Annotated in this window: 13 protein-coding genes and 1 tRNA gene; 4 read left to right on the top strand and 10 right to left on the bottom strand. The window is 67.6% G+C overall.

Translation table 11 applies throughout. The features are described from left to right. Window positions 1-10: 10 nt before the first annotated feature. Window positions 11-679, top strand: coding sequence for a YggS family pyridoxal phosphate-dependent enzyme (locus NV401_RS08220; protein ID WP_261293910.1), 669 nt, complete (start codon window positions 11-13; stop codon window positions 677-679). Continuing rightward, window positions 676-1,338, top strand: coding sequence for an HAD family hydrolase (locus tag NV401_RS08215; protein ID WP_261293909.1), 663 nt, complete (start codon window positions 676-678; stop codon window positions 1,336-1,338). Before NV401_RS08220 ends, NV401_RS08215 begins: the two co-directional genes overlap by 4 nt. Here NV401_RS08215 and NV401_RS08210 read toward each other — a convergent pair. From NV401_RS08210 to NV401_RS08190, 5 genes are all read right to left on the bottom strand, one after another. Then, complete coding sequence (locus NV401_RS08210) at window positions 1,335-1,862, bottom strand: YdcF family protein (protein WP_261293908.1); 528 nt, start codon at window positions 1,860-1,862, stop codon at window positions 1,335-1,337. The genes NV401_RS08215 and NV401_RS08210 overlap by 4 nt on opposite strands. A gap of 4 nt (window positions 1,863-1,866) precedes the next feature. Beyond that, window positions 1,867-2,928, bottom strand: coding sequence for a GTP cyclohydrolase II (gene ribA, locus NV401_RS08205; RefSeq protein WP_261293907.1), 1,062 nt, complete (start codon window positions 2,926-2,928; stop codon window positions 1,867-1,869). Beyond that, complete coding sequence (locus NV401_RS08200) at window positions 2,925-3,719, bottom strand: exodeoxyribonuclease III (protein ID WP_261293906.1); 795 nt, start codon at window positions 3,717-3,719, stop codon at window positions 2,925-2,927. Before NV401_RS08200 ends, ribA begins: the two co-directional genes overlap by 4 nt. 216 nt (window positions 3,720-3,935) lie before the next feature. After that, a complete protein-coding gene (locus tag NV401_RS08195) occupies window positions 3,936-4,538 on the bottom strand; it encodes a LolA family protein (protein WP_261293905.1) in 603 nt (200 codons plus the stop codon). 67 nt (window positions 4,539-4,605) lie between these two features. Next, on the bottom strand, window positions 4,606-6,903 hold the full coding sequence (locus NV401_RS08190) for a DNA translocase FtsK (RefSeq protein WP_261293904.1): 2,298 nt from the start codon (window positions 6,901-6,903) through the stop codon (window positions 4,606-4,608). Between the two features lie 128 nt (window positions 6,904-7,031). Here NV401_RS08190 and NV401_RS08185 point away from each other — a divergent pair, with 128 nt between their 5' ends. Beyond that, window positions 7,032-8,249, top strand: coding sequence for a UbiH/UbiF/VisC/COQ6 family ubiquinone biosynthesis hydroxylase (locus NV401_RS08185; RefSeq protein ID WP_261293903.1), 1,218 nt, complete (start codon window positions 7,032-7,034; stop codon window positions 8,247-8,249). Window positions 8,250-8,350: 101 nt separating this feature from the next. Here NV401_RS08185 and NV401_RS08180 read toward each other — a convergent pair whose 3' ends face one another. Next, window positions 8,351-8,992 carry an LON peptidase substrate-binding domain-containing protein gene (locus NV401_RS08180; protein ID WP_261293902.1) on the bottom strand — a complete coding sequence of 214 codons (642 nt, stop codon included), beginning with the start codon at window positions 8,990-8,992 and terminating at the stop codon, window positions 8,351-8,353. After that, window positions 8,989-9,900 carry a tetratricopeptide repeat protein gene (locus NV401_RS08175; protein WP_261293901.1) on the bottom strand — a complete coding sequence of 304 codons (912 nt, stop codon included), beginning with the start codon at window positions 9,898-9,900 and terminating at the stop codon, window positions 8,989-8,991. Before NV401_RS08175 ends, NV401_RS08180 begins: the two co-directional genes overlap by 4 nt. A gap of 165 nt (window positions 9,901-10,065) precedes the next feature. Here NV401_RS08175 and NV401_RS08170 point away from each other — a divergent pair. Next, window positions 10,066-10,140, top strand: a tRNA-Gly gene (locus NV401_RS08170). A gap of 91 nt (window positions 10,141-10,231) precedes the next feature. Here NV401_RS08170 and NV401_RS08165 read toward each other — a convergent pair. The 3 genes from NV401_RS08165 to NV401_RS08155 form a co-directional block, all read right to left on the bottom strand. Beyond that, window positions 10,232-12,214: a putative bifunctional diguanylate cyclase/phosphodiesterase gene (locus NV401_RS08165; RefSeq protein WP_261293900.1), complete on the bottom strand. Its 1,983-nt coding sequence runs from the start codon at window positions 12,212-12,214 to the stop codon at window positions 10,232-10,234. Window positions 12,215-12,340: 126 nt separating this feature from the next. Then, entirely contained in the window at window positions 12,341-13,009 is a 669-nt protein-coding gene (locus NV401_RS08160; RefSeq protein WP_261293899.1) for a flagellar hook assembly protein FlgD, read from the bottom strand. Window positions 13,010-13,019: 10 nt separating this feature from the next. After that, the gene (locus tag NV401_RS08155) at window positions 13,020-14,513 is read right to left on the bottom strand and encodes a flagellar hook-length control protein FliK (RefSeq protein ID WP_261293898.1); all 1,494 of its coding nucleotides are present in this window, start codon (window positions 14,511-14,513) and stop codon (window positions 13,020-13,022) included. Window positions 14,514-14,569 lie beyond the last annotated feature (56 nt).

The raw sequence follows: 14,569 nt of genomic DNA, 5'->3' as shown, positions 1-14,569 counted from the left end.
AGCAGCGCCGATGCCCTTACACGATGCCGCAAGCCAGCTCGCCACCATCCATCAATCGATCGCCCGTGCCGCCATTCTCGCGCAGCGCGAACCCGGCGACGTCACGCTGATCGCCGTTTCCAAGACGCAGGAGGCGGCGGCAATCGAGCCCTTGCTGGAGGCGGGGCAGCGCCATTTCGGTGAAAATCGCGTGCAGGAGGCGCAGGACAAATGGCCGGCGCTGCGCGCGGCCTATCCCGATGTCGTGCTGCACCTGATCGGCCAGTTGCAATCGAACAAGGCCGAGGATGCGGTGGCATTGTTCGATGTCATCCATGCGGTCGATCGCCCATCTCTGGTCACGGCGCTCGGCGCGGCGATGCGCAAGACGGGCAAGCACCCGCTTTGTTTCCTGCAGGTCAATATCGGCGATGAACCGCAAAAGGGCGGCTGCGCGATCGCCGACCTCCCTGCCCTGCTCGATGCCGCGCAGGCGGCCGCGCTGCCGGTGGCCGGGTTGATGGCGATCCCGCCCGCGGATAGCGACGCGGCGCCCTATTTCGCGTTGCTCGCCAAGCTGGCGCGCCGGCACGCGCTCACCGGGCTCAGCATGGGCATGTCGAGCGATTACGAGACGGCGGTGACGATCGGTGCGACGCATGTGCGCATCGGCACCGCCTTGTTCGGCGCAAGGTCATGAGGTTCGACGCGATCCTGTTCGATTTCGACGGCGTGCTGCTCGAAAGCGAATATGCCGGCAATCTGCAACTGGCCGACTATCTCAGCGGGATCGGTCATCCGATCACGCCCGAACAATCGATGGCCAATTTCATGGGCCTGTCCGGCAGCGCCTTCATCGATACGGTCGAGGGATGGATGGGCAGGCCGTTGCCCGCCGATTTTCATGCCGCGCGCGCGATCGAGAACGAGCGCGTGCTGCGCGACGGGATCGACGCCGTGATCGGCGCGGTCGATTTCGTGCGCGCGCTGCCCCGCGATCTGCCGCGCGCCATCGCCTCGTCGAGCTCGACGCACTGGATCAGCACCCATCTGGCGCATCTCGGCCTGCTGGATGCCTTCGCGCCCCATATCTTCAGCGGGCACGAGCATGTCGAGCGCGGCAAGCCGGCACCCGATCTCTATTGGCATGCCGCCAAGGCGATCGGCGTCGATATCGCCGATTGCGTGATCCTGGAGGATTCGGTGGTCGGCGCGACCGGCGCGGTCGCCTCGGGCGCGTTCGTCATCGGGCTGTGCGCGGGGACGCATTGCCCACCCGATCATGCCGCGCGGCTGTGTGCGCTGGGCGTCGATGCGATCGCGCACGATTTCGATCAGGTCCGCGCGCTGATCGCCTAACGCCGGCGCAGCAGATCCCGCGCGCGCGCGCCGAGCCCGGCGACGAAATCATATGGCAGCGCCGCGCCTTCGCGCGCGCGCATCCGCCACCAGGCCGGCGTTCGGACATCGTCGCGGTAGAACATGATCGGCCGCGCATAGATGCCGTAAAAGGCGAACAGCATGCGGATCCGCGCCTGGTGATAGCGATCGGTGCAACTCAGGCACTGATCATAGCCGCCGGCGCGGAAAAAGGCGGCCGCCGCGCGCACCGACGTCAACGTGTCGGTACTGACCTCATCCAGATGCAGCCGGTCCGCGGCGACCGTCTTGCCGAGAATCTCGGCCATGACCGACGCTTCCGAAGGACCCTCCGCCCCCGCCGCGCCCGAGCAGAACAGGTCCGCCTCGGGGTAGCGGGCGGCGGCACCGGCGGCATAATCGATCCGGCGGCGCAGCGACGGGCTGGGCCGGCCATTGGCGCGCACGGCGGCGCCGAACACCACGATCAGCCGGCGCGGCGGGCGGGCGGAGCGACCGGCCATATGGCTAGAGCTGATGCCCGGTGCGGTCGCGCTTGGTTGCGAGATAGCGTTCGTTATGGGGATTGGCCGGCAGGAAATGCGGCACCCGCTCCACCACGGCGACGCCCGCCGATTCCAGTTGCGCGACCTTTTCGGGATTGTTGGTCAGCAGGCGGACGCGGGGCTGGGCGAGCAAGGTCAGCATGCGCGCCGCGACGCGGAAATTGCGCGAATCGACCGCGAAGCCGAGTCGTGTATTGGCGTCGACCGTATCAAAACCCTGATCCTGCAGCGCATAGGCGCGCAGCTTGTTGATCAGCCCGATCCCGCGCCCTTCCTGGCGCAGATAGAGCAGGATCCCCCAGCCGCTCGCCTGGATCGCGGCGACCGCGGCGTCGAGCTGCGGCCCGCAATCGCATTTGAGGCTGCCGAGCACGTCACCGGTCAGGCATTCGCTGTGCAGCCGGACGAGCGGTGGCTGGCCATTGGGCGCGCCGATCAGCAATGCGACATGTTCGCCGGGCATTTCCGGCGTGCGAAAGGCGACGATCTCCGTGTCTTCGGCGCCGTGCACCGGCAGCCGTGCGCGCGTCGCGATGGCCAGCCGGTCGGCATCCTCGTGCGCGCCGATATCGCCGATATCGAGCGTCAGGTCGGCACGACCGCCGGGCATGGCAAAGAAGGCCGGCAGCACGCCGCCGATCCGCGCCAGCCGCAATGCGGCGGTGCCGGCCTCGGCTTCGGCGAGCGGGATGGCGCGGAACGGGCCCTTCAGCGGCGTCTGCAGATCGAGCTGCGGATCGGCCAGCGCGGTGGCGGCGGCGAAATCGAGCCAAGCCGCGCGCTCGATCAGCACCGGCGAATCGGGCACCGCGGCGGCCGACTGATTGGCCAGTTTGAGCGTCAGCGCGCGCCCGGCCGAGAGCAGCACCGGCGCGCTGCCGGCGGGATCGAACGCAGCGAGCCGCACCGGATCGGCCGTCTCGATCGGCAACAGCGCCAGCGTACCATCGGCACCCGTCAGCGCCACCGACCAGCCGCGGCGCAGCGCATCGATCGCCAGCGCCGTGCGGCGCGCGTCGCTCACAGCCGAAACTCGGTCATGATCGGGATGTGATCGGAGGGTTTGAGCCACGAGCGGCAATCCTCGAACACGGTATGCGCCATTGCGGTCGCGGCGACATCGGCGGTGGCCCACATATGATCGAGCCGGCGGCCGCGATCATTGGCGGTGAAATCGGGCGACCGATAGCTCCACCAGGTGTGCAGCCGTGCCGGCGCGGGATGGAAATGCCGCCCGAGATCGACCCAGGAATTGGATGCCTGAAGCCCGTTCAGCGCGTCGACCTCGATCGCCGTATGGCTGACCGTGTTGCGCAACTGCTTGTGGCTCCACACGTCGGAGTCGAGCGGCGCGATGTTGAAATCGCCGGTCAGGATCGTCGGCGTGCTGAGCTCGGCCGACCAGCGCGTCATGCGTTCGACGAAATCGAGCTTCTGGCCGAACTTGGGGTTCACCGCGCGGTCGGGCACGTCGCCGCCGGCGGGGACATAGACATTGTCGAGCCTGACGCCGTTGGGCAGGCGGACGCCGACATGTCGTGCCTCCATATTGGCCTGCCAGTCGTAGCGGTCGTCCTCCACCACCGGCACGCGCGCGATGATCGCCACGCCGTGATGCATCTTCTGGCCGTGCAGGATGATCTGGTCATAGCCGAGCGCACGGAAGGCGGCGGCGGGGAAGTCGCCGTCGATCACCTTGGTTTCCTGGAGGCAGAGGATATCGGGCTGCGTCTCGCGGAGGAAACGCTCGACGATATCCAGCCGGAAGCGCACCGAATTGATGTTCCACGAAACGATCTTGAGCGTGTCCGTCATGCCGAGCATGTAGCCATGGGGCGGATCGAACGCCAGAGCGCGGGTGCCAAACAGAAAGGCCCCCGCTCCGGGGGCATGGAGCGAGGGCCGACCTAGCGTTCGTCACGCAGGCGGGAGATGAACCAGTCCAGGCAACAGGGGGAAAAATCCCGCACCGACCCATATCCGCGAGGTCGTTCCTAGCGGTCCGAAGCTGTCGCCAATATGAATGAAGGCTCAGCGCTGGCCGGTTTTATGCTGCGGGTCGTTGAAGCGGAACGTTCCGTCGCTAACCGGCGCGTTAAAGCGCGTATTGGTCAGCCGGATCGAGGTGCGGTTGTTCTGCGCATCGAGCGCCACCCAGCCCTGCAGCATCAGCCCGCCCGGCGCGGTCGCGTTGCGCAGGAAGATCAGCGTGATGCGGCCATATTCGGGATGCTTGGGATCGTTCGCCTCGACCGAGATGACCCGCGGATCGCCGCCCGGGATGACGCGGGCAAAGCGGGTCATGTCCTTATCGGGGTTGAGCAACACGCCGAGCGGCGAATTGCCGATCGGCCAGCGCTGCTTCTGCCCGACCGAATAATCGAGGAACCACAGCGCCTTGCCGTCGCCGACGATCAGGATCGGCACGCCTTTTTCATACTGGAAGCGGATCTTGCCCGGCTTCTTGAGCGTCAGCACGCCGGTCAGCACCTTGCCGGCGCGATCGGTCTGCGTGAAATTGGCGGTCATGCTCTGCACCGACTGGAGATGGTTCTGCACCAGCCCGAGTTCGCCCGGCGCGGCGGCGATCAGCGCCGGCGTCAGGGCGAGCGCGGCAAGGAAACGATGGTTCACGAAATTCTCCTGAGGACTGACGGGCGCTATGCGGTGCGCGCATTGAATGCGCCGTGAACCGCTCGGGCTAGAGCGGGTTCCCGTCGCGGTCGCGCAGCACTTCCCGACGACCGACATGATCGGGGCGTCCGACGATGCCATCCTTCTCCATCCGCTCGATCAGCCGCGCGGCCGAATTGTAGCCGACGCGCAGCTGGCGTTGCAGCCAGGAGGTCGAGGCCTTCTGGCTCTCCACCACCAGCTGGATCGCACCGCGATATTGCTGATCCTCGGCCGAATCCTCGCCCTCGGGGGCGCCGTCCAGCGCGAAGCTTTCCTCGGGCTCTTCGGTGACCGACTGGATATAATCGGGCTGGCCCTGCGCGCGCCAGTGATCCGCGACCGCGCGGACCTCGTCGTCGGTGACGAACGGGCCGTGCACGCGCACCACGCCGCGGCCGCCGGGCATGTACAGCATGTCGCCCTTGCCGAGCAGCTGTTCGGCCCCCTGTTCGCCCAGGATGGTGCGCGAATCGATCTTCGACGTCACGTGGAAGCTGATCCGGGTCGGCAGATTGGCCTTGATCACGCCAGTGATGACGTCGACCGACGGGCGCTGCGTCGCCATGATCAGGTGGATGCCGGCGGCGCGTGCCTTCTGCGCCAGCCGCTGGATGAGGAATTCGACTTCCTTGCCCGCGGTCATCATCAGATCGGCAAGTTCGTCGACGATCACCACGATCTGCGGCAGCGGATTATAATCGAGCTGCTCTTCCTCGTAGATCGGCTGGCCGCCCTCGGAATAGCCGCACTGTACCTTGCGCCCCAGCGGCTGGCCCTTCGCCTTGGCGGCGCGGACCTTTTCGTTGAAGCTGGCCAGGCTGCGCACGCCGACCGAGGACATCTGGCGATAGCGATCCTCCATCTGCTCGACCGCCCATTTCAGCGCGCGCACCGCCTTGTTGGGATCGGTGACCACCGGCGAGAGCAGATGCGGGATATCCTCGTACATGCTGAGTTCGAGCATCTTGGGATCGATCATGATCATGCGGCACTGGTCGGGCGTCAGGCGATAGAGCAGCGACAGGATCATGCAGTTGAGCCCGACCGACTTGCCCGAGCCGGTGGTGCCGGCGACGAGCAGATGCGGCATCGGCGCGAGATCGGCGATCACCGGATCGCCGGCGATGTTCTTGCCCAGCACCAGCGGCAGCGACGCGGACTGGTCCTCGAAGCTTTGCGACCCGATCAGCTCGTGCAGCCCGACCATCTCGCGCCGCGCATTGGGCAGTTCGATGCCGATCACGGTGCGGCCGGGGATCGTCGCGACGCGCGCCGACACCGCCGACATGTTGCGCGCGATATCGTCGGCAAGCTGGATCACGCGGCTGGCCTTGATCCCGCTGGCCGGCTCGAGCTCGTACATCGTGACGACCGGGCCGGGGCGGACCTCGACGATCGATCCCTTGACGTGGAAATCGTCGAGCACCGATTCGAGCAGCCGCGCATTGCGCTCGAGCGCGGCCTTGTCGATCACATTGCCGGCCGAGGGCGGCGCAGGCTTGAGCAATTCGAGCTCGGGCAGCTGATAATTGTTGTCGCGCAGATCGAGCCGCTCCTGCGCGGCACGCGGCTTGGCCAGCGACGGGGCCAGCGTGCGATCGGCGATGACCGGGCCGGGGCGCGAATCGGGCAGGGCGACGGCGCGGGGCTCGGGCGCCGCCTTGCTGCGCACCGGTTCGGCTTCCAGCACCTCGCGTTCCGAAATCGGGCGATCGACGCGGAATTGCGGCAGCCGCGGTAGGCGGCGGGCGGAAAAGCCGATCTGCAGCGCGCGCGTCCACAAGACCGCACCGGCGATGCCGATCGCCAGGCCGACGCCGCGCTCGGTCCAGGTGATCGCGATCGGCTCGCCGATCAGGCCGATGATCCAGCGCAGGCCATCGGCCAGGCTCAGGCCGAGCACGCCCCCCCAGCCGGCCGGCAATGCCAGGACGGAGGAAGCGGAAATGAACGTGAGTGCCGTGCCGATCAGCACCACGGCGAGGCTCGCCAGCGCCAGCATGCGCACCCAGTGGCCGACCGGCGCATCGCGCCACAGCCGCGTGCCGAGAATCGGCGCGATCGGCAGCAGCAGGATCACCGCCGGCCCGAAGATCGCGAAGACCAGATCGGCGAACCACGCGCCGGGCATGCCGAGCCAATTCTCCGCCGGACCGCCCGACGCGGTGTTGAGCGAGGGATCGCCGGAATGGTAGCTCGCCAGCGCGATGACCATCAGCAGCGTCGCGGTGAACAGCCCAAGCGCGGCGAGCAGGGCGCTGCTGCGCACCGCCCCCGCCTTCACCGTTTCACGCCAAAGCGCAGGCCGAGCCCGGCTCGCCATGTCTCGTCCCCATCTGTCCGCTATCTGTTCCCGTTAATCGTCTTTGCGGACTCTGGCGTCAAGGCAGCCGGCCTTTCGTCCCGCCGCAGCGCATTGGCAGCGGCGGGGCGGGGCGTTACGGTTGCGCCATGGAAAAAGCAGATGTCATCATTCTCGGTGGTGGGCTGGTCGGCAGCGCGCTGGCCGTCGCGCTCGACGCGCATAAATTGACCGCGATCGTCATCGACATCGCCGACCCGGACGTGATCCTGGCCGCCGGCTTCGATGGCCGTGCCTCGGCGATCGCCAGCGCGCCGTATCGCATGCTGAGCGCGCTCGGCGTGGTCGATCGGCTGGCCGGGCAGGGCTGCCCGATCGCGGGGATCCGCGTCAGCGACGGGCTGGAGCCGGGCGCACTGGATTTCGAACCCAGCGAGGATGATGGCGCGCTCGGCCATATGTTCGAGAACCGCCTGCTGCGCGGCGCGCTGTACGAGGCGGCGGTGGCGGCGCCCAATGTCGATCTGCGCATGCAGACCCGCGCGGTTTCGGTGACGCGCGGGGCGCACGGCGTCTCCGTCACGCTCGATTCGAGCGCCACGATCACCGCGCCCCTGCTGATCGCCGCAGAGGGCCGCAATTCGCCAACCCGCGATGCCGCCGGCATCCGCACCGCACGCTGGCAATACGATCACGCCGCGATCGTCACCTCGCTGCACCACGAACATTCCCACGAGAATATCGCGTTCGAGATCTTCTACCCGCAGGGCCCGTTCGCGATCCTGCCGCTGAATGATGATGCGGGCGGGCATCGCTCGGCGATCGTCTGGTCGGTCAGCCGCGCCGAGGCGCCGGGGATGCTGAAACTGTCCGAGCGCGGCTTCCTGGCCGAAGCGGAAAAGAAGATGGGCGGCTTTCTCGGCAAACTCGGGCCGCTCGGCGCGCGGTCGAGCTACCCGCTCGGCTTCCACCATGCCGCGCAGATCGTCACCAACCGGCTCGCGCTGGTCGGCGATGCGGCGCACGGCATCCATCCGATCGCCGGGCAGGGGGTCAATGTCGGCTTCCGCGATGTCGCGACGTTGGTCGAGGTGGTGGTCGAGGGCAAGCGGCTCGGGCTCGATCTCGGCGATCCGGCGCTGCTCGCGCGCTACCAGCGCTGGCGCAGCCTCGACACGCTGATGGTGTCGATCGCCACCGATGGGCTGCAGCGCCTGTTCGGCATTCCCGGCAAGACCGCCAACGCCGCGCGGCGTTTCGGCCTGTCGGCGGTGCAGAGGCTGCCGGTAGTGAAGGACCGCTTCATGGCCGAGGCGCGCGGCGAGAGCGGCGAAGTGCCGAAACTGCTGCAGGGGATGATGGTGTAACCCAGTGATCGTCACCCCCGGCGGAGGCCGGGGCGACGGGTCTCACGCGGCGCGGCTGCCCCGAACCCAGCGGCCCCGGCGTCCGCCGGAGCGTCGGGATGTTATTGCAGCGTGACCGACTCATCCCCGTCATGCCGGCCGAAGAACTGCATCAGCTGGATGATCAGTTCCGCGCGATCCTCGATTCCCTCCGCTTCGAGCAGCGCCTGCTTGGCCGCCACGTCGAACGGCGCGATCTGCGCGATGCCGTTGACCAGCGCCTCGTCGTCGAGTCGCGTCACCGCTTCCCAATCCACCGCATAGCCTTGAGCATCGGCGAAGCGGCGCGATTCCATTTCCAGCGAAGAGCGGCGCGACAGCGACAGCGTGTCGTCCTCGGCCGACAGCGGCAGCAATTCCGCCTCGACCTGGCGGAATGCGGTCGACACATCCAGCTCGCGCACGATGCGGAACAGCGACAGACCTTCGAGGATCAGGTTGTAGCGCCCGTCGTCGAGCATCTCGAATTCGGCGATCTTGCCGACGCAGCCGATGTCGAACAGCGGCGGCGGCTCGTTCGGCGCATAGGCGCCGGGGCGCGGCTGGATCATGCCGATGCGCCGGTCGCGCGCCATCGCGTCGCTCATCATCGCCCGGTAGCGCGGCTCGAACAGGTGCAGCGGCAGATGCATGCCTGGGAACAGCAATGCGCCGGGCAGCGGGAAGACCGACAGACGCGTTATCGGGCCTGGCGCCTTGATCATCCGAACAGGATCGCGGACAATTTGCGGCGCTGCGCCGACACCCATGGATCCTCGAGTCCGACGACCTCGAACAGTTTGAGCAACTGCGCGCGCGCCGCGCCCTCGTTCCAGGCGCGGTCGGCGGCGATGATCGTCAGCAGCGATTCGGCGGCGGCATCGCGGTCGCCCGCCGCCATCTGCCCGCCGGCGAGCGCGAAGCGCTTCTCATGGTCGTCGGGATGGGCGGCGACCTCGGCTGCCAGCCCGGACAGATCGTCGACCGGGCGCGCATCCTTGGCCAGCGTCAGCGCCGCCTTGGCGCGATCGAGCTCGGGCAGCGCAAAGGTTTCGGGATCGAGCGCGGCGAGATGCGCATCGGCCTCGTCGAGCTGCCCGGCGGCGACCAGCGCGCGAATCATTCCCGAATGGATCGCGGGATGGCCGGGCGCGAGATCGGCGACCTGGCGGAAGATCATGATGGCCTGTTCGGCATCGCCCTCGGCCAGGACCTGCTCGGCCATCGCCAGCAGCGGCGCGAGCTCCGCCTCGAGGTCGGCAGCCTCGCTCGGGATCGGCAGCTTGGCGAGAATCTGGTCGAGCATCGTCTTCAAAGCCGATTCGGTCCGCGCCGGCGTCAGGTCGGCGACGAGCTGCCCCTGGAACATGGCATAGACGGTGGGGATCGACTTGATCTGGAATTGGCTGGCGATGAACTGGTTCTTGTCGGTATCGACCTTGGCCAGCACCACGCCCTTGTCGGCATAGGCAGCGCAGACCTTTTCGAGCAGCGGCGTCAGCGCCTTGCACGGCCCGCACCATTCGGCCCAGAAATCGATGATGACGAGGCTCGACATGGACGGCTCGACGACGTCGCGACGAAACGCCTCGACTGCTTCGCGTTCGCCCGCGCTCAATCCCAAACTTGCCAAGGTCGACTCCGTCTCTCGTGTGTCCGCCTTATGTGGGCGCTCGCACGCTCACGCCAAGCCTTTTCGGCTATATCTCGAACGGGGGTTGCCGGATCGCGATACCGCTGTTAGAGGCCGCCACCTACCCCGCCCCTCCGGTCTCCGGCAGGGGCGATAGGCGCCAGAGCGGGCGTAGCTCAGGGGTAGAGCACAACCTTGCCAAGGTTGGGGTCGAGGGTTCGAATCCCTTCGCCCGCTCCAGCGACTTACAGGTCGCCCACATTGTTGCCGACACGACAGTTCGGCCGTCACGCGTCAGCGTGCGCCGATGGTGCATGCGATGCTCGTGCGGTTACGCGCGGCGTGCCGGTCTGACGCTTGGCGCGCCGGTGTCCGGCAAGCGTGTCTCCCGCTCGACCAGCGTCATCAAGACGGCGTCGAGCGGCATCGGTCGCGCCAGCAGATAGCCCTGGGCATAGCGATATCCCGCCAGCGAGACTTCGAGCAATTGGGTATCGTTCTCGATGCCCTTGATCGTGCATTCGAGCGACAGCGCGCGCGCGAGATTATGGATCGCCGATACCATGCCGCGACCGGTCTGTGCGCCCGGCACGCCGAGGAACGAGCGATCGACCTTCAGGATATCGAGCGGCAGGCGATGCAGCGATTCCAGATTGGCGTAGCCCGAGCCGAAATCGTCCAACGCGGTCCTCATGCCCAGCCGGCGGACATGCTGGAGCGCGTCGGCGATCGCCGCGATGTCGCCCCGGAGCGACGATTCGGTCAATTCCAGGATGATCCGGCGCGGATCGATCGGGGAGGCGACCACCAGGCGCACGATCTCGCGCATCGTGGGCGGCGAGAGGATATCCTGGGCGCTGAGGTTGAATGACAAGGAGATCGTATCGGGCAGCTGCGCGATGCCCTGCAGCGCGCGCTGGAAGACGGCGAGCGTCACCGCGTTGACCATGCCCAATTGTTCGGCGGCGGTAAAAAGCGTTCCGGGCGGCACCGCGCCGATGCCCGTCGCGGTCCATCGCGCCAGCGCCTCCACCCCGCTGATCGCCATCGTCTGCGTGTCGAAGATCGGCTGGAAATAGACGTCGATGTCCTGCGCCAGGTCGGCGCGCTGCAACGCCTCCTCGATCTGCGCACCCGGATGCATCGACGATTCGCATGCAGCGGAGAAAATGCCGCAATCGCCGCGTCGCGTCGACTTGGCGTGATACAGCGCCAGATCGGCGCGATCGAACAATTCGTGCGCGGTCGTCCCGGCCTCCGGATAGGCGGCGATCCCGCCCGAGCATCCGATCGCGACATTGACGTCACCCAGCGTCATCGGCGCGCTGATCATCGTGCACAGCCGGCGAATCGCGCACTCCGCCTGGGTGGCGGGGCCGATGTAGAGGACGCCGAATTCGTCGCCGCCCAGCCGGGCGATCATCATGTCGGGCGTCGCGGCGGCGGCCAGCCGCTGCCCGATCACGCCGAGCAGGCGATCGCCGTACCCATGGCCGTACGTATCGTTGATCGGCTTGAAGCGATCGAGATCGAGCACCCCGACGCAAAAAGACGCGCCCGTCTGCGTCTCGGTATCCGCCAGGAGCGTTTCGAGCCGGCCGAAGAAGTAGCGCCGGTTGGGCAGGCCGGTGAGCGAATCGGTATGGGCCAGACGGCGATTTTCGTCGCTGAGCTTTTCGGCCTGACGCCGCTCGGTCGTCAAAGCGCCATGCGACATGACCAGATCGTTGAACACGCGATGCGCATCCTTCAGCACCTTCAGGGCAACGGCGTTGACCAGGGCAATATTGAGGCCGATCGCGACGAACACGCCGTTCCCGCTGAACAGGCAATAAGCGAGGAAGGGCGTGGTGACGAACAGACCGACAATCATCGCCGCGCGGGGCAGATGCGTGAGGCAAAACAGGCAGCCGAGCACCGTGATGCCGATGAACAGCACGACATGGCCCTGTTCGTACGCACCGCCATACTGATTGAGCGCGATCGCCCAGGACACGAAGAGGATCGAAAAGACGGCGCCCAGGATCGTGGACCGGCGAATGATCCGCGTCGCTTCGACGGCATCGAGCATCTGGCGCGTCGGCGGCAGCAGCCAGCGGAACAGGCGCCATAGGCCGAGCGTCACCAGCAATACCGGCACGCCATGGGTCAGATAGCGCGGCGCAAGCCCGGCATGCGAATAGGCCAACGCTATCGCATTGACGATCAGCAGGCCGTACATCCAGGGGACCTGCTGCCGGAAATGGAGCAGTTGCGCTACGACGAGCGGGCGATCACAATCGGGCGTCGTGAGTGGTTTGGCTAGCGTTGACATGGCCCTTGAACCTTCGTCCGCATTACGCGCGTGTCGTTAACAATTTCTGAGACGGCCGGTGGAAGGGCCGTCCGCGGCCCCCGCGGACGGCGCGACGCCCGGATGGCGGCGATGCGTTCGCGTCGGTCACGAGGCCAGCGCGAGCTGCTTGAGCAGCGCGATGGGGTAACGCTGCCCGTTGGCGACGACCGATAGGGTGCCGCCATCGACCACGACCTCGTCGATGATGCCCTGCGCGGTGACGGTCGCCGGGACGCGCGATCCTGCCGCGTCGGTCGCGCTGATGGTCAGCGAATAGGCGCCGGCCGGCACGCGGTTGCCGTTGGCATCCCGTCCGTCCCACACGAAATCGCCGGCCGACGCGTCGAGCGTGCGGGTCGCGACGGTCGTCCCATCGGCATCGCTGACCGTGGCGATCACGCGCGCGGCGGGGCGATCGGTGGCGTAATGCCAGCTGGCCGGCGCGCCGTCGCGCAACCCCGCCACCGGCGTATCGAGACTGGCCGAGCGCCCGATCAGTGATGCCGCGTCGGTCAGGTCGCGCGTCTTCAGCGTGGTGAGGATGTCCTTCAGCGACTGGCTCTGCTGGATCGACTGCTCGACCTGCGAGAACTGGACGAGTTGCTGCGTGTAGGCGGAGGTGTCCATCGGATCGAGCGGATCCTGATTCTGCATCTGCGTGGTCAGCAGCTTCAGAAACATGCTCGTGTCGGACGACAATTTGGCGAGCGCCGATTGGGTGGAGGCGGCGGCGGGCGATGCGCTGCCGGCGGCGGAGGTCGTCGAAAGGGTCATGGAAGGGTCCTCAGGCAAAGACATCGACACGGCCTGTCAGGCCTGTGCGCTTGGTTGCAGGTGGCGGCGTCTGGACGAAATCGGCCGGATCGCCGCGCGAGTCCGGCGCAAGCGGCGCCGACGGGGTCCAATGGCGTGACCCCGTTCCCTGCCCGCCGCTGCGCGTTTCGAATCGCAGGGTCGCGCCGTCGGCGCTAAAGCCGTTCTCGATCAGCGTGCGCCCCAGCGTGTCGGCATCGCGACGCAGCAGATCGAGCGCCGCCGGTTGATCGGCGGCGATCACCGCGCGCAGCTTGCCATGGGCATCGATCTCCATGCGGATCTCGACGCGACCGAGTTCGACCGGGTCGAGCCGGATCACGATGGTGCTCGATCGCCCGCTCGCCGCGACTTTGGCGACGATCGAGCCGACGTCCCGGCCGATCGTCGCGGCGCGCGCGCGGGGCATGGCAAGCGGCTCGGCCGGAGACGATCTCACCGCGCGCTGATCGGATGCGATCGACCCATCGATCGCCGTCCCGGGCGCGACGGCGGTCGGATCGCGCGGCAGCGGCGGCGATGGCAGCGCGCCGTTCTTCTCGGCCGCCTCGAATTGCCGCATGACGCTGGATTCCAGGCGCTGCGTGGGCGGCGCGGGATCGCTCCTGGCCCCCACGGCGGCATCGACCGCTTCGCCCGCGACACGGCGCGCCGACAGGTCCGCTGGCTCCGTGGAATCGACCGCGTTTGCGAAGCGCGCCGCGCCGGTGGGGGCAGGGGGGGCAGACGCCTCCGTGCCCGGGGTGCCGGCGTGGGCGGCTAGGACATCGCCCGCCATGTGCGCCGACGACGGCGACGGGGCCGCCGCATCTGGCGGGTTCTTTGTGGCGAGTGCGATGGCGACCGGCACCGTCTGCGGGACCATCGCGCCATCGGCATGGCGCGCCTGCCCGATCGGAGGCGGCGATCCGTCGCGTTCGCCGATCATGACGTCAGCCGCAGCACGCAGCGCGCGCGGTGCTGCGACGCGCTTGACTAGCGGCAGCACCGGGGCGAGCTTTTCCTGCCCTGCAGTCGCGGCGGCGATGGCCGGCGATGCCGGCTCGTTGGGGGCGCTCCGGCGCAGCGTACCCGGCACGAACGTTGGCCGATGCGCACCGACCGTACCGCAACGGGTGCGCGGCGCTTCACCGTCGCCCGGATCGGCGGCGCAGGTCGGTGTGGAGCGGGGATCGGGCGAACCATATGCCGCGTCACCCGGGGCGGTGACCGGCGACGAGATCGCCGTCCCGCTGTCCGATACCGTGCCGGCGTTCGGGGCGGACGGTTTGCTCGGCGATTGAGGCGAGTAGATGCCTGTCGCCGTGGCCAGCGTCACGATGGGGGGGGAAGCCGGCCCGGCACCGCTGGCGAGGTTCGATGCCGGCCCCGCCGCCGCGGCGACCGGCGCCGTTACGCTGAACGCGATGTCGGATCGCGTGGCGGTCGCCGTGGCCAAGGTCGTCGACGTCAGCGGCATAGTCATCGCAGCGATCGGCACCGGTACCCCTCAAACAGCACGTGCCCCATCATAGAGGCTGT

Origin of the sequence: Sphingomonas hylomeconis, from assembly GCF_025370105.1 — a bacterium.
GTDB classification, from domain to species: Bacteria; Pseudomonadota; Alphaproteobacteria; order Sphingomonadales; family Sphingomonadaceae; genus Sphingomonas; species Sphingomonas hylomeconis.
Note: the sequence above shows the minus strand (reverse complement) of the source record. Positions and strands in the feature narration are given on the sequence as shown.

Coding starts and splice junctions, on each gene's coding strand:
- NV401_RS08220 (WP_261293910.1), top strand. CDS start 11: ATGCCCTTACACGATGCCGCAAGCCAGCTCGCCACCATCCATCAATCG.
- NV401_RS08215 (WP_261293909.1), top strand. CDS start 676: ATGAGGTTCGACGCGATCCTGTTCGATTTCGACGGCGTGCTGCTCGAA.
- NV401_RS08210 (WP_261293908.1), bottom strand. CDS start 1,862: ATGGCCGGTCGCTCCGCCCGCCCGCCGCGCCGGCTGATCGTGGTGTTC.
- NV401_RS08200 (WP_261293906.1), bottom strand. CDS start 3,719: ATGACGGACACGCTCAAGATCGTTTCGTGGAACATCAATTCGGTGCGC.
- NV401_RS08190 (WP_261293904.1), bottom strand. CDS start 6,903: ATGGCGAGCCGGGCTCGGCCTGCGCTTTGGCGTGAAACGGTGAAGGCG.
- NV401_RS08185 (WP_261293903.1), top strand. CDS start 7,032: ATGGAAAAAGCAGATGTCATCATTCTCGGTGGTGGGCTGGTCGGCAGC.
- NV401_RS08180 (WP_261293902.1), bottom strand. CDS start 8,992: ATGATCAAGGCGCCAGGCCCGATAACGCGTCTGTCGGTCTTCCCGCTG.
- NV401_RS08165 (WP_261293900.1), bottom strand. CDS start 12,214: ATGTCAACGCTAGCCAAACCACTCACGACGCCCGATTGTGATCGCCCG.
- NV401_RS08160 (WP_261293899.1), bottom strand. CDS start 13,009: ATGACCCTTTCGACGACCTCCGCCGCCGGCAGCGCATCGCCCGCCGCC.
- NV401_RS08155 (WP_261293898.1), bottom strand. CDS start 14,513: ATGACTATGCCGCTGACGTCGACGACCTTGGCCACGGCGACCGCCACG.